At 73.5% G+C, this 26,238-nt stretch carries 22 protein-coding genes and 1 other RNA gene; 10 read left to right on the top strand and 13 right to left on the bottom strand.

Annotated elements, in window-relative coordinates; all coding sequences use genetic code 11:
• Window positions 1-239: 239 nt before the first annotated feature.
• The 6 genes from ACRX5S_RS11640 to ACRX5S_RS11665 all read right to left on the bottom strand — a co-directional run bounded on the left by ACRX5S_RS11640 (window position 240) and on the right by ACRX5S_RS11665 (window position 6,171).
• Window positions 240-1,361, bottom strand: coding sequence for a TIGR04222 domain-containing membrane protein (locus ACRX5S_RS11640; protein ID WP_436772795.1), 1,122 nt, complete (start codon window positions 1,359-1,361; stop codon window positions 240-242).
• Window positions 1,362-1,412: 51 nt separating this feature from the next.
• The gene (locus ACRX5S_RS11645; RefSeq protein ID WP_436772796.1) at window positions 1,413-2,435 is read right to left on the bottom strand and encodes a hemolysin family protein; all 1,023 of its coding nucleotides are present in this window, start codon (window positions 2,433-2,435) and stop codon (window positions 1,413-1,415) included.
• Window positions 2,432-3,871, bottom strand: a complete 1,440-nt coding sequence (locus tag ACRX5S_RS11650) for a hemolysin family protein (RefSeq protein WP_436772797.1) — start codon at window positions 3,869-3,871, stop codon at window positions 2,432-2,434. The genes ACRX5S_RS11645 and ACRX5S_RS11650 overlap by 4 nt, the downstream gene beginning before the upstream one ends.
• A 178-nt stretch (window positions 3,872-4,049) precedes the next feature.
• The gene (locus tag ACRX5S_RS11655; protein WP_436772798.1) at window positions 4,050-4,505 is read right to left on the bottom strand and encodes a tellurite resistance TerB family protein; all 456 of its coding nucleotides are present in this window, start codon (window positions 4,503-4,505) and stop codon (window positions 4,050-4,052) included.
• A 303-nt stretch (window positions 4,506-4,808) separates the two neighbouring features.
• On the bottom strand, window positions 4,809-5,744 hold the full coding sequence (locus tag ACRX5S_RS11660) for a M56 family metallopeptidase (RefSeq protein ID WP_436772799.1): 936 nt from the start codon (window positions 5,742-5,744) through the stop codon (window positions 4,809-4,811).
• A 1-nt stretch (window position 5,745) separates the two neighbouring features.
• Window positions 5,746-6,171 carry a BlaI/MecI/CopY family transcriptional regulator gene (locus ACRX5S_RS11665; RefSeq protein WP_436772800.1) on the bottom strand — a complete coding sequence of 142 codons (426 nt, stop codon included), beginning with the start codon at window positions 6,169-6,171 and terminating at the stop codon, window positions 5,746-5,748.
• A gap of 212 nt (window positions 6,172-6,383) precedes the next feature.
• On the opposite strand from ACRX5S_RS11665, the gene sigK reads away from it, so the two are divergent.
• The 4 genes from sigK to ACRX5S_RS11685 all read left to right on the top strand — a co-directional run bounded on the left by sigK (window position 6,384) and on the right by ACRX5S_RS11685 (window position 9,513).
• Entirely contained in the window at window positions 6,384-6,983 is a 600-nt protein-coding gene (gene sigK, locus ACRX5S_RS11670) for an ECF RNA polymerase sigma factor SigK (RefSeq protein ID WP_436772801.1), read from the top strand.
• Between the two features lie 11 nt (window positions 6,984-6,994).
• Entirely contained in the window at window positions 6,995-7,768 is a 774-nt protein-coding gene (locus ACRX5S_RS11675; protein ID WP_436772802.1) for an anti-sigma factor, read from the top strand.
• A 141-nt stretch (window positions 7,769-7,909) separates the two neighbouring features.
• Window positions 7,910-8,701 carry a ferritin-like domain-containing protein gene (locus ACRX5S_RS11680; protein WP_436772803.1) on the top strand — a complete coding sequence of 264 codons (792 nt, stop codon included), beginning with the start codon at window positions 7,910-7,912 and terminating at the stop codon, window positions 8,699-8,701.
• The gene (locus ACRX5S_RS11685) at window positions 8,698-9,513 is read left to right on the top strand and encodes a ferritin-like domain-containing protein (protein WP_436772804.1); all 816 of its coding nucleotides are present in this window, start codon (window positions 8,698-8,700) and stop codon (window positions 9,511-9,513) included. Before ACRX5S_RS11680 ends, ACRX5S_RS11685 begins: the two co-directional genes overlap by 4 nt.
• A gap of 185 nt (window positions 9,514-9,698) precedes the next feature.
• On the opposite strand, the gene rnpB is transcribed toward ACRX5S_RS11685, so the two are convergent.
• Both rnpB and ACRX5S_RS11695 read right to left on the bottom strand, forming a co-directional pair.
• Window positions 9,699-10,101: RNase P RNA component class A (rnpB, locus tag ACRX5S_RS11690), an RNA gene on the bottom strand.
• A gap of 24 nt (window positions 10,102-10,125) precedes the next feature.
• Entirely contained in the window at window positions 10,126-11,532 is a 1,407-nt protein-coding gene (locus tag ACRX5S_RS11695; protein ID WP_436772805.1) for an RNB domain-containing ribonuclease, read from the bottom strand.
• A gap of 232 nt (window positions 11,533-11,764) precedes the next feature.
• Here ACRX5S_RS11695 and yaaA point away from each other — a divergent pair, with 232 nt between their 5' ends.
• Complete coding sequence (gene yaaA / locus ACRX5S_RS11700; protein WP_436772806.1) at window positions 11,765-12,562, top strand: peroxide stress protein YaaA; 798 nt, start codon at window positions 11,765-11,767, stop codon at window positions 12,560-12,562.
• A gap of 144 nt (window positions 12,563-12,706) precedes the next feature.
• Here the strand turns inward: yaaA and ACRX5S_RS11705 are convergent, their stop codons facing one another.
• The 3 genes from ACRX5S_RS11705 to ACRX5S_RS11715 form a co-directional block, all read right to left on the bottom strand.
• Complete coding sequence (locus tag ACRX5S_RS11705; protein ID WP_436772807.1) at window positions 12,707-13,882, bottom strand: bifunctional RNase H/acid phosphatase; 1,176 nt, start codon at window positions 13,880-13,882, stop codon at window positions 12,707-12,709.
• Window positions 13,879-14,622 (bottom strand): zinc ribbon domain-containing protein, encoded by a 744-nt coding sequence (locus tag ACRX5S_RS11710; RefSeq protein WP_436773198.1) that lies wholly within the window; start codon window positions 14,620-14,622, stop codon window positions 13,879-13,881. Before ACRX5S_RS11710 ends, ACRX5S_RS11705 begins: the two co-directional genes overlap by 4 nt.
• 172 nt (window positions 14,623-14,794) lie before the next feature.
• On the bottom strand, window positions 14,795-15,625 hold the full coding sequence (locus tag ACRX5S_RS11715; RefSeq protein WP_436772808.1) for a Nif3-like dinuclear metal center hexameric protein: 831 nt from the start codon (window positions 15,623-15,625) through the stop codon (window positions 14,795-14,797).
• A 530-nt stretch (window positions 15,626-16,155) separates the two neighbouring features.
• Between ACRX5S_RS11715 and ACRX5S_RS11720 the strand changes: the two genes are divergently transcribed.
• Window positions 16,156-17,337 (top strand): PASTA domain-containing protein, encoded by a 1,182-nt coding sequence (locus ACRX5S_RS11720; protein WP_436772809.1) that lies wholly within the window; start codon window positions 16,156-16,158, stop codon window positions 17,335-17,337.
• 187 nt (window positions 17,338-17,524) lie between these two features.
• Here the strand turns inward: ACRX5S_RS11720 and ACRX5S_RS11725 are convergent, their stop codons facing one another.
• Window positions 17,525-18,184, bottom strand: a complete 660-nt coding sequence (locus ACRX5S_RS11725) for a hypothetical protein (RefSeq protein WP_436772810.1) — start codon at window positions 18,182-18,184, stop codon at window positions 17,525-17,527.
• Window positions 18,181-18,996: a MerR family transcriptional regulator gene (locus ACRX5S_RS11730; RefSeq protein ID WP_436772811.1), complete on the bottom strand. Its 816-nt coding sequence runs from the start codon at window positions 18,994-18,996 to the stop codon at window positions 18,181-18,183. The genes ACRX5S_RS11725 and ACRX5S_RS11730 overlap by 4 nt, the downstream gene beginning before the upstream one ends.
• Before the next feature lie 282 nt (window positions 18,997-19,278).
• Here ACRX5S_RS11730 and ACRX5S_RS11735 point away from each other — a divergent pair, with 282 nt between their 5' ends.
• From ACRX5S_RS11735 to ACRX5S_RS11750, 4 genes are all read left to right on the top strand, one after another.
• Complete coding sequence (locus ACRX5S_RS11735) at window positions 19,279-20,043, top strand: SDR family NAD(P)-dependent oxidoreductase (protein ID WP_436772812.1); 765 nt, start codon at window positions 19,279-19,281, stop codon at window positions 20,041-20,043.
• A 372-nt stretch (window positions 20,044-20,415) separates the two neighbouring features.
• Window positions 20,416-23,838: a class IV lanthionine synthetase LanL gene (lanL, locus tag ACRX5S_RS11740; RefSeq protein WP_436772813.1), complete on the top strand. Its 3,423-nt coding sequence runs from the start codon at window positions 20,416-20,418 to the stop codon at window positions 23,836-23,838.
• Window positions 23,835-25,727: an alpha/beta fold hydrolase gene (locus ACRX5S_RS11745; protein WP_436772814.1), complete on the top strand. Its 1,893-nt coding sequence runs from the start codon at window positions 23,835-23,837 to the stop codon at window positions 25,725-25,727. Before lanL ends, ACRX5S_RS11745 begins: the two co-directional genes overlap by 4 nt.
• 144 nt (window positions 25,728-25,871) lie before the next feature.
• The gene (locus ACRX5S_RS11750) at window positions 25,872-26,021 is read left to right on the top strand and encodes a VenA family class IV lanthipeptide (protein ID WP_268823938.1); all 150 of its coding nucleotides are present in this window, start codon (window positions 25,872-25,874) and stop codon (window positions 26,019-26,021) included.
• Window positions 26,022-26,238: the final 217 nt, after the last annotated feature.

Consider the following 26,238-nt stretch of genomic DNA (forward strand, 5'->3'; position numbering starts at 1 on the left):
GGACGCCCGCGGTGGGGCCGTCCGGGCAGCGGGCGCGCTTCGAGCCGCGGGCGTTCGGGCGACCATGAATCTACATCAATGTAGATCCCATGGTCCGACCTGCCCGTACTCCCGACGCTTATTGAACTACCGCAAGGTTTCGGCCGGTTGGCGGCCCGGTGACGCCCCGGCACGCGGCAGGCGACGCCTCCGTCGGCGGAGTCACGGCTCCCGCCCGGCAAGCACGCCCGCCCGCGATCTCAGGGCTGCTCGCCGCCTCCCTCGGGGCCACCGGTGGCGCCCGGGGCGTTCTCCCACACCGGGGGCCCGCCGCTGTAGGGACCGTACGGCTGCGGCGCCCCGTGCCCGCCCTGCGACGGGACCTGGAACCCGAGGTTCGCGCCGGGCGCCGACGGTGCCTGCGGTACCTGTCCGGGTGCGGCCGCGGCAGGGTTCGACGCCTGACGGTGCAGGTCCAAGTAGGACGGCCCGATCAAGGGCCCCTGCACGGTCGCGTTGGTGGTCCACTGCTGCTCGGTCCAGCCGTCGCCGAGGATGCGGCCGATCGTGGCCTGCGCGGCATGGCCGAACGCGGCGGCCGTCGACGGGTCGCCGCCCGCCGCCGGACCGGCCAGCGCGACCGGGCCCAACCCCGCGCCGCCGGGTACCGCGGCGGCGAGCGTCGCGAGGCCCTGTTCGTCGCGGACCTGGGACCACAGGTAGTGGATGGCGCTGTCGGTGAGCGGCGCGCGCAACTTGTCGTAGCGGCTGAACAGCAGGTACGCCGACCCGATGCCGGCCGCCGTCCCGACCACCACGAGCACCAGGTTGGCGATCCACACGCCGTCACCGGGGGATCCGGCGTACGGCTCCAGGAACAGTCCGGCGATCGCGACGAGCGGCACGATCCACAGCGCGACCCGCGCGGGACGCAGCCGGGGGTTGCGGGCCGAGGGGTTGACGAGCCCGAGGTCGAACACCCGCTCGCGCGCGGCGCGGACGAAGGGCCGGGCCGCGACGGCGGTCCGCGCCGACGCGAGGTCCGCACCGGGGCCGGGAACGGCACCGGGCACTGCCCCCGGCCCCGGGCCGGTCGACTGGACGGCGGCAAGCACGTCGGCCGCCACCGCGTCCGGGGTTTCGGCGTGTTGGACGGCCACCTGGCCGTTGGCGGCTATACCGATGCCGCCGCGGGCCCGCGCGGCCAACAGTGCGACGTCGGCGGCCCGTGCGGGTCCGCCTGCCAGGTAGGCCAATTCGTACAGGCCCAGGGTTCCCGGTGGCGGGACGGGCACCCTCCTGGGCTTCCCCTCCTTCTGCACCCTGACCGCGAATCCGCACACGGCCACGAACAACAGCGTGCTGACGATGAATCCGATCACCGGCAAACCCCCATTCCAGCGCACGAAACGACTGCCGGGGCCGTTGCCCCGTCAGGTGACACGGTGCCGTCGGCCGACCAGTTCCTTCAGGACGTCGGCCATGGTCACCACACCGATGAGCCTTCCGTCGGCGTCGGTGACCGCCGCGAGATGCGAGGCGGTGTGTCTCATGGCGGTCAGGACGTCGTCCAGCCGCGTGTCCGCGGTGACCGTCGTGGTGCGGCGCAGCGCCTTCCGGGGGAACGGCGCGTCGCGGTCGTCCGCCTCCAGGGCGTCCTTGACGTGCAGATAGCCCAGTACCGCCCCGCTGTCGGCGACGACGGGGAAGCGCGAGTAGCCGCTGCGCACCGCCAGTTGCTCCAGCAGGCGCGGACTGACGTCGGCGGGCGCCTGCACCATCCGGTGCAGGGGCAGGACGATGTCCGAGACCGGGCGTTCGCCCAGCGTCAGGGCGTCGCGCAGCAGTTCGCTCTCGTCGTCGTCGAGGAGGCCGGTGTCGCGCGCCTCGTCGACCATGCGGGTCAGCTCGTCCCCGGTGAAGGCCGCGTTGACCTCGTCCTTGGGCTCGACCCGCAGCATCCGCAAGATGCCGTTGGCCAGTTTGTTGATCGCGAAGATCACCGGGCGCAGGCCGCGGGTCATGGCCACAAGGCCGGGGCCGAGCACCATCGCGGTGCGGGCGGGCGCGGCCAGCGCGATGTTCTTCGGGATCATCTCGCCGAGCAGCATGTGCAAGTACGTCGCGAGGGTGAGCGCCAGCGCGAACGACACCGGGTGCACCGCGCCGTCCGGCACGCTCGCCGCGTGGAACACCGGTTCCATGAGGTGTGCGATGGCCGGTTCGGCGACCACGCCGAGCACCAGCGAGGAGACGGTGATGCCGAGCTGAGCGGTGGCCAGGACCGCGGAGACGTGCTCCAGGCCCCAGATGACGCGGCGGGCACGGCGGTTGCCGTCGGCCGCGAGAGGCTCGATCTGGCTGCGGCGCACCGAGATCAGGGCGAACTCCGCACCGACGAAGAAGGCGTTGGTGACGAGGGTGAGGGCGCCGACGAGGAGTTGGACGACGGTCATCGGGGGCCGTCCTCGGGGGCCGGGCCGTTGTCGGGCCGGGTCGGCGGTGCGTTCCGGGTCTGCGGTGCCTGCCGGGCGGCGTCGTGCGTCCGGTCCGGCCACTGGTCGTCGGCCGGACCGCCGGTCGCGTCGGGGCGCGGGCCGGTGAGGGTCACGCGGGCCGCGCGGTGCTGGGTCACCTCGGTCACGTCGAACCGCCAGGCGCCCAGCTCGACCGAGTCGCCTGCCACCGGGATGCGGGACAGCTGGTGCGCGACCAGTCCGGCGACGGTCTCGTACGGCCCTTCGGGCGCCCGCAGGCCGAGGCGTTCCAACTGGTCGATGCGGTAGCCGCCGTCCAGATCCCACGTCGGGTGCCCGGTCGCGTCCGGCTCGGTGGCGACGACCTCGGGGACCTCGTCGGTGTCGTGCTCGTCGCGGACCTCGCCCACGACCTCCTCGACGATGTCCTCCAGGGTCACCACTCCGGCGGTGCCGCCGTACTCGTCGATCACCACGGCCATGGTCTGCTCGCCGCGCAACCGGTCGAGCAGGTCGTCGCCGGGCAGCGTCTCGGGCACCAGGACCGCTTCGACGGCGATGGCCGCGACGGTCTGCCGGTCCCGCTCGTCCTCGGGGACGGCGAGCGCCGCCTTGAGGTCCACGAAGCCGGTGACCTCGTCGAGGCTGTCCCGGTAGACCGGGAAGCGGGAGTGGCCGGTCGCGCGGGCTATGGCGATCACGCCCCCGACCGGGGCGTCGGAGCGTACGCCGTGCACCCGGACGCGCGGCGTCATGATCTGCTCGGCGGTCAGGTCGCCGAGGCTGACGGCGCGGACGAACAGGTCGGCGGTGTCCGGCTCCAGCGTGCCCGCGCGTACCGAGTGCCGGGCCAGGGCGACCAGCTCCTGCGGGCTGCGGGCGGAGGCCAGCTCCTCGACCGGTTCCAGGCCGGCGCGGCGGACCGCGCGGTTCGCCGTCCGGTTGAGGTGGGTGATCAGCGGTCCGAACGCCGCGGTGAACACGCGCTGCGGACCGGCGACCTTCCTGGCCACCGCGAGGGGGTGGGAGATGGCCCAGTTCTTGGGCACGAGCTCGCCGAAGACCATGAGGGCCACGGTGGAGAGCGTGATGCCGAGCACCAGGGCCACGGTGTCCGCCGCTCCCTCGGCCAGGCCGACCGCCTCCAGCGGGCCGCTCAGCAGAACGGCGATGGACGGCTGCGCCAGCATGCCGATGACCAGCGAGGTCACCGTGATGCCGAGCTGCGCGCCGGACAGTTGTACGGTCAGCCGCTTGACCGCGGCGAGGGCGCCCGCGGCGCCGCGCTCACCGGACACGGCGGCCCGTTCGAGGGTGCCGCGGTCGACGGTGGTCAGCGAGAATTCCGCGGCCACGAAGACCGCGCAGGCCGCGACCAGCAGGATCGCGACGGCGAGCAGGATCACTTCGGTCATCGGGGTGCCACTTCCCGGGGAAGCGGCGGTCTATGGCAACTCGCGGGATCGTCCATCGGGGACCCGGACACCTCTCAATCTGTCGGCGGCGTACGCGGGGGCGCGGACGCCCCCGCGTACGCCGTTTCTCCATCATTGTAAAAACAACGCAAAGCGCAGGACAGGGCCGGAGCCGTCGTCACAGGTCGAATTCGATCGGCGCGATGCCGAGGGCGAAGCATGCCTCACGGACCACGGCGCGCTCCTGCGCGTCGAAGTCGCCGTCCGCGCCGCCGATGACGATGCCGATCTGGATGACCGCGCGGGCCTCGTCCGGCTTCTTCTTGGCCTTGCCGATCTCCTGCATGACGGCGACCTTGCCGACCTGGAAGTCGGTCTGGAGGCGGTTGGCGTAGTCGTGGAAGCGGCGCTGGAGGTCGTCCTTCTCGAAGTTGCGCAGCACCTCGTTGTCGGCGATGAGCTGCGCGACCTTCGCGGTCTCGGTCTGGTCGATGTGCCCGTCCGCGGCCGCGACCAGCGCGCACATCGCCATGCTGGCGTCGCGGAACGCGCCGGACTTCAGGTCGTTCTTCTTGGCCAGCAACTGCGTCTGCATGTTCTGCGCGGACTGCTTGAACTTGTCCCAGATGGCCATGCGTGTCTCCCCAGGTCGGGCGGTGCCGTCGGGTGGACGGCCGTCCGCCCGAGCAGGAGCAATCTACAGATTCGTAGATGACAACGTGCGCGGATCGCCGTCGGGTTCCCGGGCGGGGAGGCGAGGAGGCGGGAAGGCAGGGACGCGGGGAGCAGGGACGCGGGGAGCAGGGACGCGGGGAGCAGGGAGGCAGGGGGCAGGGACGCGGGGTCCGGAGCCGGGGGCCAGGGGCCAGGGGTGGCACGTCGGGACGCGGGGTCCAGGGGCAGCCTCACGACGAGGCCGAGCCCGAACAAGCGAGCCCTACAGCGGCGTCGCCGCCTTCAGGATGACGAACAGCGCGACGCTCGCGTTCAGCGCCGACACCACCGACACAGTCGTCCCCGCAGCGGCCACAATCGCGGCCAATCCCGTTCGGGAACGCGGCGTGGGCCAGGACGGATCGGGCGTGGGTCCGAGCAACGCGGCAACCCGCCGCGGCACCGCCCCCGGCGCCGGGGCCGCGAACGCCGGCAGCCCCACCGGCCCTCCCCCGCGCGCGGCCAGCGCCGCCTTGCCCACCGCGCGCGCCGTCGTCCGGCGGTCGCCGACCGCCACCGCGGCCTCCTCGTCCGCCCAGCGCTCCACGGTGTAGCCGATCGCGGTACGCAGCGGCCGCAGCAGGGGCTGGCTCGCCGCGGCCAACCGCGCGACGAAGAGCACACGGCTGTGCCCGCGCTCCAGGTGCGCACGCTCGTGGGCTATCAGGGCCCGCCGCTCCGCCGCGCTCAGGCAGCGCAGCATGCCCGTCGACACGATCACGCGCCCCTCGCGGCCGGGCAGCGCGAACGCGTACGGGTCGTCGTCCGGCAGCACCGCCACGTCCCCGGCGACCGGAAGCCCCGCGATCGCCTTGCGCGCGTCGCGGCGTACGCGCAGCGCCCGGCGCGCGACCGTGACCGCCGCGACCAGGACCACCAGCAGCCCGGCGATCGCGACGGTGCCGGTCACGCGTACGTGCGGGACCTCCTCGCGCACCTCCGGATCGGCCCACCCGTCCGGCAGCGGATTGCCCGGCACCTGGGCGGTGCCGACGACCATGAGCAGCGCCAGGCACAGCGTGCTGCACGCCGCCAGCACCGCCGCGACCACGGTCAGCAGCCGGGTCGCGGTCCTGGGGTGCAGGTGGTCGGCCGCCAGGCGCGCGACGGGCAGCGCCGTGAGCGGCAGCACCAGGGGCAGGTACACGGCCAGACGCATGTCAGCCCTCGTCGTCGCCGCGGTCCGCGGCCGAGGTGATGCGCTCCAGCAGGTGGCGCAGCGTCTGCTCGTCCTCGTCGGACAGGTCGGACACGAAGCTCGCCAGCACCGCCGCCCGGTCCGGCTCCTGCTCCAGCACCTGGCGCATGCGGCGGGCCGCGATGCCGGCCTCGTCCATCAGCGGCAGGTAAGCGTACGAGCGGCCGACGCGGACCCGTGTGAGCAGCCCCTTCTCGTACAGCCGCGACATGATCGTCACCACCGTGCTGTACGCCAGGCCCCCGCCCAACTGCTCCTGCGCCCACGTCGCGGTCCGCGGCTCCCCGGCGGTCCAGAGCAGGGCCAGGACCTCGCCTTCGAGCTCGCCCGGGCCGCGGCGCGCAACCCGCCCGTGCACCCCGGACCTGCCGCTTCGGTGGTTCGCCATGCTGCCTCCCCGGCGGTTGCGCGCGTACGACGACTGCGCCTGGAGCGTACCCGCCGCGCCCACAGGACTCCGGTCCCCGGCGGCGCCGCCCGGAGCCGCGCGCGTGCGAATCACGCCAATCCGGAGCATCGCGGCCGCCGAACCCCCGGCATGCGCCATATTTCCTGCCCCGCCGCCGGGTACCGCCGACACGCGACCGGCGAGGGAGCCGCATGAACGCCATGCGGCCCGCGTCCGGCTCCTCGGCGCTGCCCCCGCACGCGGGTCCGCTGTTGGACGAGCGCCTGCGGGCGACCGCGTGCGGCGACGAGGGAGCGTTCGCAGAGGTGTACGACGTGGTGGCCGGGCCCGTCTACCGCCTGGTGCGCGGGGTCGTCCGCGACCCGGCGCAGTCGGAGGAGGTGGCCCAGGAGGTGATGCTCGAACTGTGGCGGACCGCCGCCCGGTTCGACCCGGCCAAGGGCAGCGCCTGGACCTGGGCGCTGACCCTGGCCCACCGCCGCGCCGTCGACCGGGTCCGAGCCGAGGAGGCCGAGCGGCACCGCCGGGACCGCGCCGCGGCGCAAGGCACGGCTCGGCCGTACGACGACGTCGTCGAGCAGGTCGAGGCCAACTTCGAGCAGCGCCAGGTGCGCCGCTGCCTGCACGGACTGACCGAGTTGCAGCGCGAGTCGGTGACGCTCGCCTACTACGGCGGGCTCACCTACCGGGAGGTCGCGGAACGCCTCGCGCTCCCTCTCGGCACGGTCAAGACCCGGCTGCGCGACGCCCTGATCCGGCTCCGCGACTGCCTGGGGGTGAGCGCACTGTGAGGGAGCGCGCGATGCGGGACGACCACGGCACCATCCACCTGGGGACGGGAGCGTACGCCCTCGACGCCCTCACCGAACGCGAGCGGACGGTGTTCGAGAACCACCTGCGCACCTGCGGGTCCTGCCGGACCGAGGCGCGCGAACTCGCGGCCACGGCAGCCCGGTTGGGCGGTGCGACGCCCGGCGCCCAACCTCCGGACGACATGCGCGAGCGGGTCATGCGGGCGATCCGCACGGTACGCCAGGAGGGCCCGCCGCCCGCGCGACCGTTGTGGAACGACCGGCTGCGCCGCCACGGGCCCCGGGCCGTGCTCGCGGCGTGCCTCGTCGTCGCGGGGGCGTCCGGCGGCATCGCGCTGTGGCAGCACGACCGGGCCCAGGAGGCGCGCTCCGACGCCCGCGACGCGGAGGAGGAGGTACGCCGCCAGGCCGACCGGCAGGCCCAGCTCGGCCAGGTACTGTCCGCGCCCGACGCCCGCGCCGCCGGCACACGCTTCGGGAACGGCGCCACCGGCACGGTCGTCGTCTCGGCCGGCCGCAACCAGGCGGTGTTCCTGGCGGCGGGCCTGCCCGAGCCTCCCCCGGGATCGGTGTACCAGCTCTGGTACGCGCGGGACGGGCACATGGCACCCGCCGGATTCCTGCCGTACGACCGCGTCTCCTCGGCGGCGCTGCTGACCGGCGGCGCGGACGGCGCCACCGCCGTGGGGGTCACCGTGGAACCCGACGGCGGGTCCCCGCAGCCCACCTCCGCACCGGTCGCGGTGATCGCGCTGCCGGTGTGATCCGGCACGCCCTTGGCGGGCACGAGGCAACCCCTTCGAGTGAATTCGGATCTTCTCCGGAACGCCGCCAATCCGCCCCGGGACTCGGCGCGAACCCCCCGTACCTGCCCGCACGGGGCGGGGGGAACGGAAGGAGCCGTGGTGGCAGAGCCCATCGACACCCGGCTGTTGGCGGAACTCACCGAGCAGTCCGAGGACCTCCACAGCGACGCGACCCGCACGACCCGCACGTCACTCGACGACTACGCCGACTCCGCGGCCGAGGAGCGGCACCGGAACCGCCGCTGGTGGCGTCCCGGCTTCCTGGGCGCCGCGGCGGCGGGCGCGGTGCTGCTGGGCACCGGCCGCGCGACCGCGGCGAGCGCCGCGGACGACGTGATGGCGCTCCAGACCGCGGCGTCACTGGAGAACCTGGCCGTCAACGTCTACACCACGGCGGCCGGACTGCCGTTCATCAAGGACGGCAACAAGGTCGTGGTCGCGTTCATCGAGCGCACCACCGCGCAGCACAGGGCGCACGCCCAGGCGTTCAACGCGGCCGCGGTCAAGGCGGGCGGCAAGGAGCAGACCGGGCCGGACCCGAAGTACGCGGCGATCGTGCAGCAGGCGCTGCCCACCATCAAGGGCCCCGCCGACGTGGTCAAGCTCGCGATCACGCTGGAGGACGTCGCCGCGCAGACGTACACCAAGAACGTCTCGCAGGTCTCCGACCCCGCGCTGCGCCGCCTGTTCGGCTCGGTCGCCCCGGTCGAGGCCCAGCACAAGGCGGTCCTGCTCGCGGTGCAGGCGCTGCTCGCAGGCAACGCCGCCGACCTGATCACGCTGCCGCCGGACGCCGCCAAGCTGCCGGCCGCGGCCGGCTCGGTCGGGTTCCCCGACTCCTTCTACCCGACCAAGGACGCCTCCCCGATCACCGAAGGGGCCGTGAAGTGACCCGCCATCAGCAGCAGTTCCCCGGGTCCGAGGCCGACCTCGCGGCGCTGACCCGCGAGGTCGACGAGGCGCACCGGGCGACCCTTCCGCAGATGCAGGACGCCGCCGCGGACCTCGGCGCGCAGTTGCGGCGGCAGGAGGCCCGGCCTCCGTCGGACGGCATGGACCGCCGCCGGTTCCTGCGCGGGCTCGGCGTGGCGGGGCTGTCCGCGTTCGCGCTCGCCGCGTGCAGCGACGACAGCGGCTCGTCCGCCAAGTCGTCGCCGTCCGCGACCGGGCAGGCGGCTCCCGCGCCGTCCGGCGGGACGTACACCGGCGACCTGCTCGTGGTGGCGCTCGCGACGGCGCTGGAGAACCAGGCCGTCGGCGCGTACCAGGCGGCGATCCAGGCGGCCGGTGCGGGCAAGCTCGGCACCGTGCCGCCGGCCGTCGCGAACTTCGCCACCACCGCGATGGCCCAGCACGCCGACCACGCCAAGGTGTGGAACAACGTGCTCACCCAGGCCGGGAAGCCGCCGATCACAAGCGTGCCGCTCAAAAGCCAGGCCGCCGTCACCGAGGCGCTGGGCAAGGTCACCGACGTCCCCGGCGTCGCGAAGCTGGCCCTGCAACTGGAGGACCAGGCCGCGCAGACATACCTGTTCGCCCAGTTCAACGTCACCGCGCCCGCGGGGATCGAGACGGCGGCGACCATCGCACCCGTCGAGGCCATGCACGCCGCGATCCTGCGCTACCTGCTCGGCGAATACCCGGTGCCCGACGACTTCCTGCCCGTCGACAAGGCGGCCAAGCCGGACGACCTGACGGTCTGACAGCCTTTCCCGTGGCCCGGCACGCGGTGTTACGGCGGGTCACGCCCATAAGCCGACCGGCCGTGCCGCCGACCCCCGCGGTGGTGGAGGACCGCTCCGGGGTCCGGCGGTCGACCGGAACGGCCCGGGCCCGGTGTCCCGGACTGCACGTACATGCAGTGCGGGACACCGGGCCCGGAAGGCGGCGGAAGAGTCGGCCCGTACGCCGGGTCCTGTGTCCGCTCGGACCTCGCGGTCCGGGCGGCGGCGGCCATCCATCTACGACCGGCGTTGCCGTCGGCCTCAAGCGGTCTACCCGCAGGCTCGGGCGGGCAGCCCTCGAACGCCTGCGCAGAAGTCTTCCGACTCCCTCTTGACCTTGCTCCAGGTGGGGTTTACCTAGCCGCCCGAGTCACCTCGGGCGCTGGTGGTCTCTTACACCACCGTTTCACCCTTACCAGGTGTCCGAGGACGCCTGGCGGTCTGTTTTCTGTGGCACTGTCCCGTGGGTTGCCCCAGGTGGGCGTTACCCACCACCCTGCCCTGCGGAGCCCGGACGTTCCTCGGCGGGACCCCGGAGGGCCCCGACGCGGCCGCCCGGCCGGCTCTTCCGCCGCGCTCCCAGCCTAGCGGTCAGGCCGGGGCGAAGCGTACGCGGCGCTTCGCGGGGTCGGCCTCGGTCAGCCGTACCCGCACCGCCGAGCCCAGTTTGAGACCGGCACCGGAGAACTTGGCGCGCACCGCGGGCGCACGCAGTTGCACGGTGCCCGCGTCGCCCTTGTCGTTGAGGTCGACCACGACCGCGTCGAACTCCTCGCCGACGTACGGTGCGAGGACGGCCGCCTCGACGAGGTCGACGGCCTCGCGCTCCACCTCGTGCGCCTTGCGGTCGCCCGTCTCCATGGTCTTGGGCAGGACCGGCAGCCGGGCCGCGACCCATTCGGGGACGTCGTCCCCGGCCGCCACGCTCACGCAGACCTCCGCCGCGAACCGGTCCACGAGCCGCCGCAGCGGCGCGGTCACGTGCGCGTACTCGTCGGCGACCGCGGCATGCACGGCCGGTTCCGGCACACCCGCGTCGAACGCCGTGTAGCCCGCGCCGCGCAGCAATCCGGTGGCCTCCTGGAGGAACGCGGCGTTGTTCGGCCGCGCGGGGTCGATGCCGTGGATCACGTCGCCGTACGTCGCGCCGTCCGGCCAGTCCACGTCCAAGGCCCGCGCGACGCGCCGAAGTTGTTCGAGGGCACCGACCGGGGCGCTCGGCAGGGTGCGCAGGATGCCGATCCCGGCGTTCGCCATCAGGTCGGCGGCGGCCATCCCGGTCAGCAGCGAGATCTGCGCGTTCCACCCCTCGGCGGGCACCGGCGCCCGGAACTCCAGCTCCCACGTGTCACCGCGCCGCACGATCTCCTGCTCGGGAATCGGCAGGCTGACGCCGCCGCGCTCGCGCTCGACGCGTTCCCGCAACCGACCGATCTCGCGCAACAGCGCCAGGGGTTCGTCGGCGGACTCGGCATCGATCAGACGCTGCGCCTCGGCGTAGTCGAGACGCCGCCGACTGCGCACGGTGGCACGGCGCACATCGGTCCCGGTCAGGTCACCGCCCGCGTCGAGGTCGAGGGTCCACAGCACGGCCGGACGGTCCTGCCCGGGCAGCAGGCTCGCAGCGTCCTCGGACAACGCAGGCGGGTGCAACGGCACGCGCCCGTCCGGCAGGTACAGCGTCTCGACGCGCTTCATGGTCTCCGCGTCGACGGCCCCACCCGGCACGACCCAAGACGCGACGTCCGCGATGGCGTAGTGCACGCGGTAGCCGTCACCCCGGCGTTCGAGGTGCATCGCCTGGTCGAGGTCCATCGAGTCGGGCGGGTCGACGGTGAAAAAGGGAATGCCAGTGGCGTCCCCTCCGGTCAGACGCGGCACCGCCCGCCCGGCCTCGTCCAGGACCTCGGGCGAAAACCCCTCCGGGAGCCCGAGGTCGGCACGCAGCTCGGCAAATCCGGCACGAAGCCGCGCGCCATCGCCAGCATGGAGATGCATGTTCCGTCGGGGCACGAAGCCGAGCTTAAGCCTGGAGCGGATGATTGAGCGGTATTCGCCCGGGTTTGCCTCGGGTGCGCCGGAGGTGCGCCGCCGTCGGCCGACCGCATCGCCCACATCACTCGGCCGCGGTGTCGGGAGCCGGACCGGGACGATGGGCGCGTCATTATTCGGGGTCGTGGGGGCGTCGTAGGGTAGGGCCATCATTCGTGCGTCTTCGGGAGTTCCGTCCGTGCTCGTCCTGCTGCCGCCCTCGGAAGGCAAGGCTGCCGGGGGTTCCGGCCCTGCGCTTGATCTGGCCGGGCTTTCGCTGCCCGGGTTGACCCCGGCCCGTGAGCGCGTGATCGACTCGCTGGTGACGTTGTGCGAGGGCGATGAGATGAAGGCCCTCGAAGTGCTGGGGCTGGGGCCGAAGCTGCGCGGTGAGGTACTGCGCAATCTGGAGTTGCGCGAGGCACCGACGCTGCCGGTCGCGGAGTTGTACACAGGGGTGCTGTACGACGCCCTGGCGCTCGCCACGCTGGACAAGGCGGCGGCGAAGCGGGCGTCCCGCAGCATGCTGGTGTTCTCGGGGCTGTGGGGCGCGTTGCGGCTGACCGACCGGGTGCCCCCGTACCGGCTGTCGATGGGGGTGCGGCTGCCGGGGCTGGGGGCGCTGCCCGCGTTGTGGCGTACGGCGTTGGACGCCTCGTTGCCCGAACTCGCGGGCGGCGGGCTGGTGCTGGACCTGCGGTCGTCGGCGTACACGCCCGCGTGGCGGCCGGCCGGGGCGGTGGCGGGCCGTACGGCGACGGTGCGGGTGCTGCACGAGCGCGAGGTGGACGGGGTCGTGCGGCGGACCGTCGTGAGCCACTTCAACAAGGCGACGAAGGGACGGCTCACCCGGCAGCTCCTGGAGGCCGGGGCGCAGCCGAGGACTCCCGCGCAACTGGCCGACGTGTGGCGTGATCTGGGGTGGACGGTCGAGGCCGCGGCCCCGGCGAAGCGCGGCACGCCGTGGGCGCTGGACGTGGTGGTGTCCGAGATCTGAGGCGGCACGCGGCTGCCCCCGTCGGGCCGTCGGGCGGGGCAGCCGCCTTCGTGGAGCGGTGCGTCAGGCAGCGCACAGCCACCTTCGGGCGTCACGCGGGCCACCTTCCGGGCGTCGCGCGGGCCCGTTAGGCGTCGCGTTCCGTCAGGTGTCGCGCAGGTGCGACGTGTCGTTGTAGACGCGGAGCGACGCGTTGCCGTCCGCCCACCAGTTGATCGCCGTCAGTGCCGCCGCCGAGAGCTCCATGCGGAACATCGACTGCGCGGGCGCGTCGAGCGCGAGGCGTACCAGCGTCTTGATGGGCGTGACGTGTGTGACCACGAGCACGGTCTTCCCCGGGTAGCGGGCCAGCACCTTGTCGCGCGCGACGACGACGCGCCGGGCGACCTCGGTGAAGCTCTCGCCGCCCGGCGGCGGAGCGTCGGGGGACGCCAGCCAGGCGGACAGCTCGTCCGGCCAGCGTTCCCGGGCCTCGGCGAAGGTGAGGCCCTCCCACGCGCCGAAGTCCGTCTCGCGGAAGCCCTCTTCGACCCGCACCTGGAGCCCCAGGCGGCGGGCGGCGGCGTCGGCCGTCCGGCGGCAGCGGGCCAGCGGCGAGGTCACGATCGCCTGGATCGTGCCACGTGCGGCGAGTAGTTCGGCGGCACGCTCGGCCTGCCAGAGACCGCGCTCGGACAACTCGGGGTCGCCGACGCCGGAGAAGCGCTTCTGCGGGGTCAGCGCGGTCTCGCCGTGCCGCAGCAGGACGACCGTGGTCGGCGTGCCCAGGTCCGGGCCCCAACCGGCGGGCGGCGGCACCGACTTGGCGGCGGTCCCGGCCTCAGCGGTGCGCGTGGCCGCACCCGTCGCCGTGTCGGCCAGTTCGGGGTCGATCGCCGTCGGCGCCTTGGGCCGCCACACCTCGCCCTTGGCCGCCAGGTCCATCGCCTCGTTCGCGAGCCGGTCGGCGTGCTTGTTCTTCTCGCGCGGCACCCAGGTGTACTTCACCCGGCCGGCCGGGTACACGTCGCGGACCTGCGCGGCCAGGTCCCGCATGTCGGCGTGCTTGATCTTCCAGCGCCCCGACATCTGCTCGACCACGAGCTTCGAGTCGGCGCGCACCTCGACCGGTACCTCCGGGTCGAGGTCGCGCGCGGCCCGCAGTCCGGCCAGCACGCCGCGGTACTCCGCGACGTTGTTGGTGGCGACGCCGATGGCCTCGCCCATCTCCCACAGCACCGCGCCGGTCCCGGCGTCGCGCACGACGGCGCCGTACGCGGCGGGCCCCGGGTTACCGCGCGATCCCCCGTCCGCCTCGACGACGAACCCGCGCGCGCTCAAAGGCCCGACTCTGCGGTGCGCACGAGGATGCGGCGGCAGTTGTCGCACCGCACGATCGCGTCCGGCGCGGCGGCGCGGATCGCGTTCAGGTCGGTGATGCCGAGTTCGAGGCGGCAGCCCTCGCAGCGGCGCTGGAAGAGCGCGGCGGCGCCGACGCCGTGCTGCTGCTCGCGGATCTTCTCGTACAGCTTCAGCAGGTCGGCCGGGAGTGCCGCGGCCACGACCCCGCGCTGCTTGGTGTCGCCCGCGCTCTCCGCGTCGATCTCGCCGACGGACGCGTCGCGGCGGCTCTCGGCGGCGTCCCGCTCGGCCTGCGCGGCGTCGCGCTCCTCGACGAGCCCGGCCAGGCGGCCCTGGATCTCCTCACGGCGCTCCATGATCTCCAGGACGACCTCTTCGAGGTCCCCCTGGCGCTTGGCCAGCGAGGTGATCTCGTGCTGGAGGTTCTCCAGCTCCTTCGGGTTGCTGATGTGCCCCGAGTCGAGCCGCTGCTGGTCGCGTTCGGCACGCGTGCGGACCTGGTCGACGTCCTGCTCGGCCTTGGTCTGCTCCCGCGCGGCGTCGCTGTCCTCGGTCTGGGCCGCGACGACCAGGTCGCGCAGCGTGGCGAGGCGGGTGCCGAGGCGGTCGATCTCCTCGTGCTCGGGGAGCGTCCGCCGCCGGTGGGCGAGACGGTCCAGGCGCGAATCGAGGGCCTGCAAGTCGAGCAGGCGGAGCTGGTCGGCGGGGGCGGCGTTCAGCGGGGTCTCCTAGCGCGTGTGGTCGTCGTCCGCTGTCGGCCGGTCCGGTTGGCGCCGGTTCGGCGGCCACCGGTTCGGCCGACCCGGTCGGCGGCCTGTCGGTCGACGGGTCGTGTGCGGTCGACGGTTCGGGGTCGGTCGACGGGTGGGACCGGTCGACGGGTCGGGTCGGTCAGGTGGTGCTGGGGACGTGGAAGGCCCAGGGGTCGGTGGGCAGTCGTGAGACGTACGTCTCCACCGTAGCCCCGGACGCGGCCAACGCGGCCGTCAGTTCCGCCGCGGCCTGCTCCAGCCACGGCCACTCGGTCGCCCAGTGCGCGGCGTCGACCAGCGCGGGGCTGCCGGCCTCGATGGCCTCGGACGCGGGGTGGTGCCGCAGGTCCGCGGTCAGGTACACGTCGACGCCGGCCCGGCGGGCGGCGGCGAAGAGGCTGTCGCCCGCGCCGCCGCACACCGCGACGGTCTGCACGGTACGCGCCGGATCGCCCGCGACCCGCAGCCCCGCCGCGGTCCACGGCAGTGCCTTCGCCGCACGGGCCGCGAAGGCGGCCAGGGACTCCGGCTCGGGCAGCGCACCGATGCGGCCGATCCCCCGGCAGCCCTCCGGGTCGGCGGCGCTGGGGTCGAGCGGCCCGGCCACCACGAGTCCGAGGGCCCGGGCGAGCGCGTCGGAGACGCCGGGGTCGGCGGAGTCGGCGTTGGTGTGCGCGACGGCGAGCGCGCAGTCGCCCTTGATGAGGCTGTGCACGACGCGGCCCTTGAAGCCGGTCGCCGCGACGGAGTGCACACCGCGCAGGAAGAGGGGGTGATGGGTGACGAGCAGGTCGGCGCCCCACGCCAGGGCCTCGTCCGCGACGGCCTGGACCGGGTCCACGGCGAACAGCACCTTGCGGACCTCGGCGTCGGGGTCCCCGCAGACCAGGCCCACGGCGTCCCAGGACTCGGCCCATTCGGGGTCGTAGAGGCCGTGCAGGGCGGTCAGGACGTCGGAGAGCTTGGGCACGGGTCGAGGTTACCGTGATCCACGGGGCGCACCGGTCGCAGCCGGGGCAGGGGTCGTCGGGGACGTGGTCCGTGGCGCGACGGGGATGCTTCGTGGCTGTGCGAGGGTGCCGTTCCGGCCCTGCGGGGAATCCTCCGGGTCCTCTCCTCGGGGCGCAGCGCGGACGCCTCACGGGGCGACCGCGGCGTGCGAACTGCCATGGGGCCGCGCGGTGTCGGGGTGCGTGTCGCCTCGGACGCGACCGGCGCCGGCCTTCGCCCCCGTTCGCCCGCCGATCTTCGTCACTGTGTCGACAATGCGCGGGGAACTTTCCCCCACATCCGGAGAAACGCCGGGAATCGGCCGCGCCTCCTGGACACGATTCCGCGAAACACCCCCAACCGGCCGGAAGAACCGGTAGGACCGGCCTCGCGGCACGGCCCGCCCAAGGCCCGCCGCAGTCGCGACAACGGCGTCCGACCCGAAGAACCGCGGGGGCACGCCCGGCCGACCGGCCCGGGGTGGGGTATCCGTCAGGGGGCGGGGAAATCATGGTGCACTGCATACTCTGCGGCACCGCGAACGACTTGGCGGCCCAGTACTGCATGGGCCTGGGCTGCGGTGCGGATCTCGCGGCACAGCGGGACGGGGACACCTCTCTCGCGGTCCAGGTCGACTGCGACCCGGCGGAGATCGAGGCGCAGCCCGGGGAGACGGTGGCGGCGACGCTGACGCTCCGGAACGCGGGGAGCATCGCCGACAAGTACGTCCTGGAGCTCCGCCGCGACATCGGGGACCGCATCACGGTCGAACGGCACGGCAAGCCGGGCGACGTCCTCGCGGGCGAGTTGTGCGTGTGGACCGTGCGCTACACCGTGCCGCCGGACTGGTCGCCGGCGGCCCATCTCGTGGGCGCGGGCGGGCTGTTCGGCGACGGGCCGGACCCGACCGCGTACGGCGCGCCGATGGACGACGCGATCGTGGTGCCGCTGCGGGTCGTGTCCACGCTGGACCGGGGTGTGGCGGCGGGGGCGACGCTCACGATCCGGCCGGTCAGCGGCGCCCCGGAGCCCGAAGAGTTCCCTTCGCCGCGCGCGGCCCGCGCCCGACGCAACCAGGCACGCCGCACGCAGATGGCCGCGGCGGGGGCGGTGGCCGCGGTCGCGGTGGTGGTGGCGCTGATAGTGGGGATGGCGTCAGCCGGCTCAGGCGGAAGCGACGACAAGGACCCGACCCGGCAAGCCGTGGCGACGACAACGGCCCCGTCGTCCACGGGAGCGCCCACGGACGAGGTCGTCCCGACGGAGACGTTCCCCACGGAACTCCCGACGTCCGAGGAACCGACGAGCGCAACCCCCTCCCGAACCCCCACCACGAACCGAACGTCGAAGCCCCCGACGACCCGGCCACCCGCGACCACGCCGGCGAGACCGACCCCCTCGCCTCCGACCCGGCCGCCTGCGAGCACACCGCCGCCGGAGCCGTCGCAAACGACACCGGCCGAGGCGCCCAACGTCGTCGGGCAGAACTACCGGAGTGCCCGGTCCACCCTGCGCAACGCGGGCTTCGGCGTGGCCAGGTCCAGTGCGTCCGATCAGCAGTGCCTGGACGGGCAGGGCTCATTCGAATGCACCGTCTCGGCGCAGTCACCTGTGGACACCGACAACACGGTCACCCTGACCTTGCAGGCGCCGCGGGCCTCGGAGACTCCGACTGAATCCGCGCCCGGGTAGGTCAGTCGGCGAACCCGGCAGACGCGCGGGTGCCTCGCCGCTTCGCAGTCACCCTCGCGTCTCCCATCTCTCCCAAGGGCCACGTCCAGGCCGGCGGCGCACTCGCCGGGCTCGGGGTCTACTGCGCATTTCCCCGTGTGTCGCAAGCGGCGCGAGCAAAGCGGCCGCGCTCGGGCCACCGCCGTCCTCACGTGACCACGCCCATTGACCCGTGCGGTTCCGCGGCAGGTGGCGTCGCCCGCACCTCCTGCGCCATCAGCGCCTCGACCATCTCCTCCGGCCTGTCCGCATACACCCGCAGCGTCTTCGCCTCGCCGCGCGGGCCGCGCCACCCCGGGACCGCTACCGGCTCCGACAACTGCACCAGCACGTTCGTCTGGTGTGAAAGCGCCAGCGCCATCTCTCCGTTCGCAACCTTGACCGTTCCCTCGTGGTCCCATCGGCGTGCCACTCGCGCGGACACCACCGACGTGCGCGGCACGCGCAGGTCGAACGCCGCGCCGTTGCGGATCCGCAGTTCCGTCGCCGACACCACGTGTGGTCGCGTCGACTGCGCGGCCAGGACGGCGAGGATCATCTCGGTCGTCTGCACGTCCACGATCAGCAGGATCAGGTGCACGGTCGGCCACGGGATCAGGACGAAGAACGCCACCGCCTCGACGATCGACACGAACAGGAACGCCAGGATGATCGGCCGCTGTTCGCGCGCGTACCCCACTGCCACATCGCCCGGCCGCACGCCGTGGCGGCGCCTGGTGATCCAGAACCACAGGCTGAGCATCGCGCGCCCCTCGTAGCGGATCAGGAAGCGCAGTAGGCGGCGGACCGGGAAGGGTTCGGCGGTCACGGGTCCTCCTCGGAAGCGGGGGCGGGGGCGGGGGCGGCGGGCGGCCGCGGCGACCCGAGCAGACGTACGGTCCGGCGTACGACCTCGGCCTGCGCCGGGGCCAGTTCGGCGAGGAACGGTTCGAGGGACGCGGACTGCCAGGCCGAGTCCGGCCCCTCCTCCCCCGTCGGGCCGGTGAGCAGGTGCGACCGGGTGAACTCCGCCAGCGCGACGGCGAGAGGATCGATGCGCGGGTCGTCCGACCGTGCGTCCGCCAGTTCGTCGAGACGGCGGTAGAAGTCGCGGCCGATGTCGACCAGCTTGGGATCGGACATGAGCGGGGCAAACATCGTCCCGACGCGTTCGCGCTCCGGTTGTGACGCCATGGTGTCGATCAGCATCAGGAAGTCGCGGTCCCAGGCGGCGATCGGCGACGCCGGCGCGTCGACGCCGCGCAGGAAGGCCACGAGTTCCGGCGACGCGGTGTCGTCGGCGTCGAGCACCCCCGCGTCGGCGCGGGCCAGCAGGTCGGCGAGGCGGGCGCGGCGCACCCGGATCCCGGTTTCCTGGCGGGCCAGGTCGGCGTCGATGTCACGCAGGATCTCCGGCAACTCGCGGGAGCGGTCGTCCGCGATGACGTCGCGGACCTCGTCGAGGCTGAGCCCGAGGTCCACGAGGCGGCGTACGCGGGCGAGCGCGATGGCGTCGCGCATGCCGTATTCGCGGTAGCCGTTGGACAGGCGCACGGGTTCGGGCAGGACGCCCTGGTGGTGGTAGTGGCGCACGGTACGGGTCGACACACCCAGCAACGCGGCGAGTTCTCCGATTCGCATGCCGCCAGTCAAAACGTTGACGCCGCGACAAGGTCAATCCCGCGCCGAGGGCTGCGCCGACCGGTCGGATCCGGGGTCACGGGCCCGACGGCCCCCGATGGGAGCAGATGGGACCAGGTGGGAGCACTTGGCGGTCGACACTCCGCCGTCCGGAGCCGGTGCGATCAGTGCCACATGGGCGGCGGTGCCCCTTGTGGCGCCTTCCGTGCGATGCTCCGTGACGTCGTATCAGCTTGCTTCGGTCAAGCAGTCGCCGGGGCAGTGTCAGGGAGGACCCGACCCATGCTCGATCTCGCAGGAGCCTCGGCCGTCGTCACGGGCGGCGCTTCCGGCCTCGGGGAGGCCACCGCGCGGCGGCTCGCGGAGGCCGGGGCCACCGTCGTGGTCGCGGACAAGAACGAGGAGCGCGGGGCGCGGGTCGCCGCCGACATCAAGGGCGTCTTCGCGGCGACGGACGTGACCGACGAGGCGCAGGTGCAGGCCGCCGTCGACGCCGCCGTGGCGGCCGGTCCGCTGCGCGCGCTGGTGGCCTGCGCCGGCACCGGGTACGCCGCCCGCACCGTCGGCCGGGACGGGTCGCCGCACCCGCTGGCGCCGTTCGAGTTCATCGTGAAGCTCAACCTGATCGGCACGTTCAACGCCATCCGCATCGCCGCCGCGGCCATGGCCAAGAACGACCCGCAGGCCGACAACGAGCGCGGCGCCATCGTGTGCACCGCGTCGGTGGCGGCGTTCGACGGCCAGATCGGCCAGGCCGCGTACGGCGCCTCCAAGGCCGCGGTCGCGGGGATGACCCTGCCGATCGCCCGCGACCTCTCGGCGATCGGAGTCCGCGTCAACACGATCGCACCCGGAACCATGGACACCGCCCTGTTCGACCTCGCACCACAGCAGGTGAAGGACACGCTGGGGGCGGCCGTGCTGTTCCCCAAGCGCATGGGGGTGCCGGAGGAGTTCGCGAGCCTGGCGTACGAACTGCTCACCAACAGCTACCTCAACGCCGAGGTGATCCGCCTCGACGGCGGCATTCGCTTTCAACCGAAGTAGCCTTATCACAAAGGAAGTTGACGGGGTGTCGGACCGTGGTCCGGCACCCCGTCCGCATGTCCCGGCAAGGGCGGACCAACCGTGCGTTCGTCATATCGTCACACCATGCTCTCTACCGCTCACCCCTCACTCCTGCCGACATTCGGTGGTTACTTCACCCATGCGGGTGAACCCCTCCGTAACTCATTGAGCCGCCGCGAATACGAACCGTACGGTCTTTCTCGTCCCGAACAGACCGAGGCAACAGCGGTCGGATGACGGGCAGTTCAAGTCGACCACCAGCAAATGGACGGTGGTCGGCGGAGGGTTTCCGGGCGCCGGCCCACGGACCGAGAAGGGTCCGCCGGACCGGTTGCGAGGGGGGTATCAGGGTTGGCCGCAACACAAGTTCGTGGGCACCGTGCCGTACACGGCGCCGCCCGCGACCTGCCTGGGGGGACTCTGGTCGAGCGCGTCCGAGCGGCGCTCGACCGGCACCGGCAGGCCGGCGCCCGGGAGCCGGAGCACGACGGCGCGCACGGCAGCGCCCAGGGCGCACAAGGCGCCCACGGCTCACACCAAAACAGTGCACACAACCAAACTGCACAAGAAAAAGCTGCACACGAGAACACCGCACACGACAACCCTCAGCAGGGTGCCGGACCCGGCACCCGCGACGGTACGCGCGACAACGGCGACCGTCCCGTCTGGGACATCCGCACCGACGACCTCTGGTGCACCGTCACCCCGCGTGGCCACGAACTACCCGCCCAGGGCTGGAAGATCCACGTCAGCTCCGCCACCGGCAGCGCGGCCGAGGTGCTGGACCGGGTCTGCGACGTCGTCGTACCGCGCGGCGTGCCGTTCAAGCTGGCCGCCGGCACCGAGCTGCTTCGCATGCTCAACTCGCGAGAAGCGGACCGGAGTTCATCGGGCAAATTCATCACGGTGTATCCGCGCGACGACATCGAGTTCGTCGAACTCGTCGACGCGCTCGACCTCGCGACGCGCGGCATGGTCGGCCCGGGAGTGATGTCCGACCGCGCGTGCCGCCCGGGCAGCATCGTGCACTACCGCTACGGCGGCTTCACGCAGCGCTCGCGCCTCGGCAACGACGGCGCATACCGGCCGACGCTCGCCGCCCCGGACGGCTCGCTCGTCGAGGACTCGCGTGCGGCGTGGTTCGCGCCGCCCCCGTGGGCGCCGGACCCGCTGGCCTCGCGGCACGCCCGCCAGGGCGCGGACGGCGGCAGCGGCGTGCTGGTCGCGGGCCGCTTCGCGGTCACCGCGGCGATCCGGCACTCGGCGAAGGGCGGCGTCTTCGTCGGCACGGACTCCGTCACCGGCGCCGACGTGGTGGTCAAGCAGGCCCGCGCGCACGTCGAGGTCGACCACTCCGGACGCGACGCACGCGCCGCGCTGCGCCACGAATCCGCCCTGCTGGAACGCCTTGCCGAGACCGGGCTCACCCCCGCACACGTGGCCCTGGTCGAGCAGGAGGGCACGCTGTTCCTCGCGCAGGAGCGCATATCCGGCACCTCGCTCCGCGCCTGGGTCATGCGCCACGCCGGAACGGACCCGCGCGACCCCGGCGGCTCGCCGGACGTCCCGTGGGATCTCGCCCGCGACATCGTGGCCGAACTCATCGCCGTCGTCGAGGGGATGCACCGCGCGGGCCTCGTGATCCGCGACCTGGCGCCGACCAACGTCATGGTCACTCCCGACGGCCGGCTGCGCCTGATCGACCTCGAACTCGCCGCCGAGACAGGCAGTTCCGCGGGAGCCGCAGGTACGCCCGGATATCGCGCCCCCGAACAGCGCGCCGTCCCAAGGCACGCTCGCGGCAAAGGCGTCCACCCCGTCTCCCCCGAGGCGGACCTGTACAGCCTCGGCGGCCTCCTCTTCCTCCTCGCCACGGGCGCCGACCCCGGCCTCCCGGACGACGCCGAGGACACCGCCAGCGGATCCAGGCCGACCGTCGAACGCATCGGCCCCTGGCTCGACTTGGCCGCCCGGCACGGCCGCACGGCCCGCCTGCTCGCCCCCGCCGTCCGCGGGCTCCTGCGCGACGACCCGCACCAGCGCTGGGACTTGGCCCGCTTACGCGCCCACCTCGGCGCCGTCGAGCGGCGCGGCGGCACCCCCGTACCGGCCCCGGGCCGGGTGCGCGACGCCGCGCGGCCGCATCCGTACCGGCCAACCCCGGCCCATCCGCGCCAGGACACCGGCGGGGCGAACCACGAACACCCGCACGGGAACGCCGTCCACGACGGCCCCGCGCGGACCGGCCGCGTACTCGCGGACGGCCTGCTGCACCTCGCCGACGGCATCTCCCCGGAGCGCCGCGACCGGCTGTGGCCCGTCACCCCGGGTGGTGCCGCGATGGACCCGTGCGGCGTGCAGTACGGCGCCGCCGGAGTCCTCGGCGTCCTCGCCCGCGCCGCCCGGACGCCGACCCTCGCGCCGGCGCTGCGCGACCTGCTCGCCGACCGCGTGCGCACCGCGTCGTCCTGGGTGCGCGAGCGGGCCGCGCAGGAGCCGGTCACCCTGCCCGGCCTGCACTTCGGCCGCTCGGGCACCGCGTGGGCGCTCATGGAGGCCGCCGAGCTGCTGGACGACTGCGAACTGGCGGAGCACGCCGCCGAGATGGCGCTGCGTGTCCCGGTCCGCTGGCCCAACCCCGACGTGTGCCACGGCGCGGCGGGCGCCGGGTTCGCCCAGTTGCGGATGTGGGACGCGACCGGGGACAACCGGTTCCGCCAGCGCATCGTGGCCTGCGCGGACGGCCTTCTCGCGGCGGCCCGCGAGCACGGCGACCTGATGCTGTGGCAGGTTCCGGAGGACTTCGATTCGCAGCTCGCGGGTGCTGCGCACCTCGGGTATGCGCACGGCGTGGCCGGGATCGGCGCGTTCCTGCTCGCCGCCGGACGGGCCACCGGGCGCGGCGCGTACCTCGACGCCGCACTGGCCGCCGGGCGCACGCTGTCGCGCACCGTGCGCGCCGAGAACGGCGCGGCGTGGTGGGCCCAGGGCCCGAACGACCCGCCGGGCGTACGGCTGGCGCACTGGTGCAGCGGCTCGTCCGGCGTCGGGACCTTCCTGATCCGGCTCTGGGACGCCACCGGCGATCCGGTGCTGCGCGACCTGTCCGAACAGGCGGCGACGGCGGTGCGCCGGGCCCGCTGGCACAGCGGTACGACGGCCTGCCACGGGCTCGCCGGCAACGGCGAGTTCCTGCTCGACCTCGCCGAACTGTCCGATCCGGGCGGGGCCGAGCTGTACCGCGCCCACGCCGAGGAGTGCGCCGAGCTGATCGCGGCGCGCAGCGCCTCGGTGGGCGGGCGGCTCGTGCCGTGCGACGAGACGGCGGTGGGGATCTCCGCGTCGTACGGCACCGGGCTCGCCGGCGTGGTCGCGTTCCTGCTGCGCCTGCGGCACGGCGGTCCGCGCCTGTGGGTGGACCCGGTGGACGCGGCCTCCCGCCTGGGCGGCACGGACACGATGGCCACCGAGCCGCCTGCGGCAAGGCCCGACAGCTCCGCCGGTTCCGACGGCACGCACCGCCGCGGTAGCGCGTGCGGCCCCGGAAGTGCGAGCGGCTCAGGCAGTGCTAGCGGCGTCGGAAGTACGAACGGCCTTGGCAGTGCGAACGCCGCCGGAAGTACGAGCGGCCTCGGAAGTACGAGCGTCTCTGGGGGCGCGAACGCCCCGGGCAGTGCGGCCGGTTCCGGCGCCGCCGAATCCGAGTCCGCGTCCGCGTCCGCGTCCGCGATCGCCCGCGACGACGCCGAGACCGAAGGAGGACACGCCGCATGACCACGACCCTCACCGCGCCGCCGCTGCGCCGCGTCAGTTACTCCTTCTCCGCCGACGGCGACCATGCCGCCTGCCTCGCCACGGCCGGCGACGGTGTTTGGCACGTCGAGTCCTGGTCCCTGCGCCCCGACGACGGCTCGGGAACACTGCGCGCGCCCGAACGCCCGTACTCCGACAAGCCGGAGCAACTGCACACGCAACTACTGGCTCTGGACGACGGCAGCGTCCTGATCTGCCGTCATGAACCGGGCCACCACGACCTCGTGCTCCTGGGCGGTCCTGGGAACGCCGGAGACGCCGAGCGGCGTGTCGCGACGCTGCGCAGCCCTGGCCTGCGCCTGTTGCCGTACCCGGGCGCGGACGGCCTCGCCCTCGCGCTCGGCACCGACACCACGCCGGTCACCACGGTGTGGCGCGTACCGACGGACGGCGGCCCGTTGGAAGTCCTGGCGGAACTCCAGGGCCTGTTCGGCGGCGGCGTGTGGCTCGACCCGGCCGGGCGGCTGCTGGCCCTGGACGCGGTGCGCGACGGACGCGTCAAGAGCGCCGTGCTCGACCTCGGCGACGGTTCGCTGAACCCGCTGCTGGAGATGTCCGAGACCAGCAACGACCGCCTGCAAATGTGCGATCCGGTCAGCGGATTGCTGGTCATCTCCAGCGACGCCCCGGGGCGCGACCGGCTCGGCTGGATACGGCTCGCCGAGGACCGGAGCGAAGCCCCGGGCCGCGTACGGTTCCCCGAGATGGTGCACCTGCCGAACACCACGGTGCGCCCGGTGGCGATCGCCCCCGACGGGAACCGCGTCGCACTGCAACTCGACCGGGGCGCGACGTCGCGGCTGGCGGTGTGGGGGCCGGAGGACGGCACGCTCCTCGACGTGAAAATGCCGGAGGGCTGTCTCGGCGGCCTGGGCCGCTGGACGCCTTCGGGCCTGCACATCCCGTTCTCCGCGCCGGACCGGCCGAGCGGGCTGGCCACGGTGCTGCCCGACCGGCCCGGCAGTTGGCATCTCGCGGGGACCACGGGGGGGCCGGCGGCCGGTGTTCCGGCGGGTGCGGCGAATGCTCCGGACGCGACCGCGGATCCCGCTTCCGCCGACGACTCCGAACCTGCCTGGAAGACCGCGCACTTGGAGCTCCTCGTCGGCGAAGTGGGGCCGGTGGAGTCCGTCGTGTACGGCGGCCTCGACTGGCGTACCGCCGAGCACGTCGTCCTCGCCCTGCACGGCGGCCCGGCGGCGGCCTGGCGGTTCGAGTTCTCGCCGGTGCTCCAGCACCTCGCGGCGCACGGCGTCGCGGTCGTCGCCCCCAACCAGCGGGGCAGCATCGGGTACGGCGAGACGTACGCCTCGTGCCTGCACGGCGCCTGGGGCGGACCGGACCTCGACGACATCACCGCGATCGCCCGCACACTGGTGAGCGAACGCACAGCCGCGGGACTGCCGTTGCCCGCGCTGTTCGGCACGAGCTACGGCGCGTATCTGGCCTTGCTGGCGGCGTGCACGACGCCCGACTCCTGGTCCCGGGTGCTCGCCATCGCCCCGTTCCTGTCCGGTCCGCGTCTGATCGCCGAAGCCTCCTTGCCGGTACGGGCGTTGATGACCCGACTCGGCGGTGACGTGGAACTGGACGACGCCCTCGGCCCGCGCGACGTCGTACGCCTCTGCGAAGGCATCCGCGCACCACTCCTGTTCGTCCACGGCGACCGGGACGACGTCATCCCGGTCGGCCAGTCCCGCACGCTCCGGCACCGCCTTCTCCAGATCGGGCGCTGCGAGGGTACGGACTTCCGCTACCTGGAACTTCCCGGCCAAGGCCACGAAGTCTTCGCCGGAGACGGGGCGCCCGAGCTCTACACCCGTCTCACGGCGTTCCTGCGGGACTCGTGACGAGTCACCCGCCAAGCGCCGCACAGGGGTTCGCCTCGGCACCGGCCGAGCGGCCCAAGCGGTGAACCGCGCGCACACCGCGACGCGGCCCACGATCCACGGACACCCATTGGGGGGCGGTCCGTGTCACGAAAGGACACCATCATGCAGAACCTCGAAACCGACCTCGCGGCCCTTCAGCGCCTGCCGGAGACCGAGTCGGTCGAGCTGGGCGGCGGCCACGGCGGGGGCGGCGGCGGCTGCCAGTTCACCTGCCTGATCGTCACCTGCCTGATCTTCACGATCGGCTGCTGACGCCCCGCCGGGTGACCGGCGGTCGGTGACGGCGCGTCCGGTCCACTCCCGGACAGCCGCCGGGGAACCGGGAGTTCCTGCCGGAATCAGGAGCTCCCGGTTCTCCGACAACTCTGCCAGTGAGGCGGAGAGCGCACCAGAACCAGGCTGCGGACGCGACGCGTTCGCGGCGGGACCGACGCGCGGGCGCCTCCCCGCGCCACAGGCGCGTCGGTTC

This window comes from Yinghuangia sp. YIM S09857, assembly GCF_051388915.1.
Lineage (GTDB): Bacteria > Actinomycetota > Actinomycetes > Streptomycetales > Streptomycetaceae > Yinghuangia.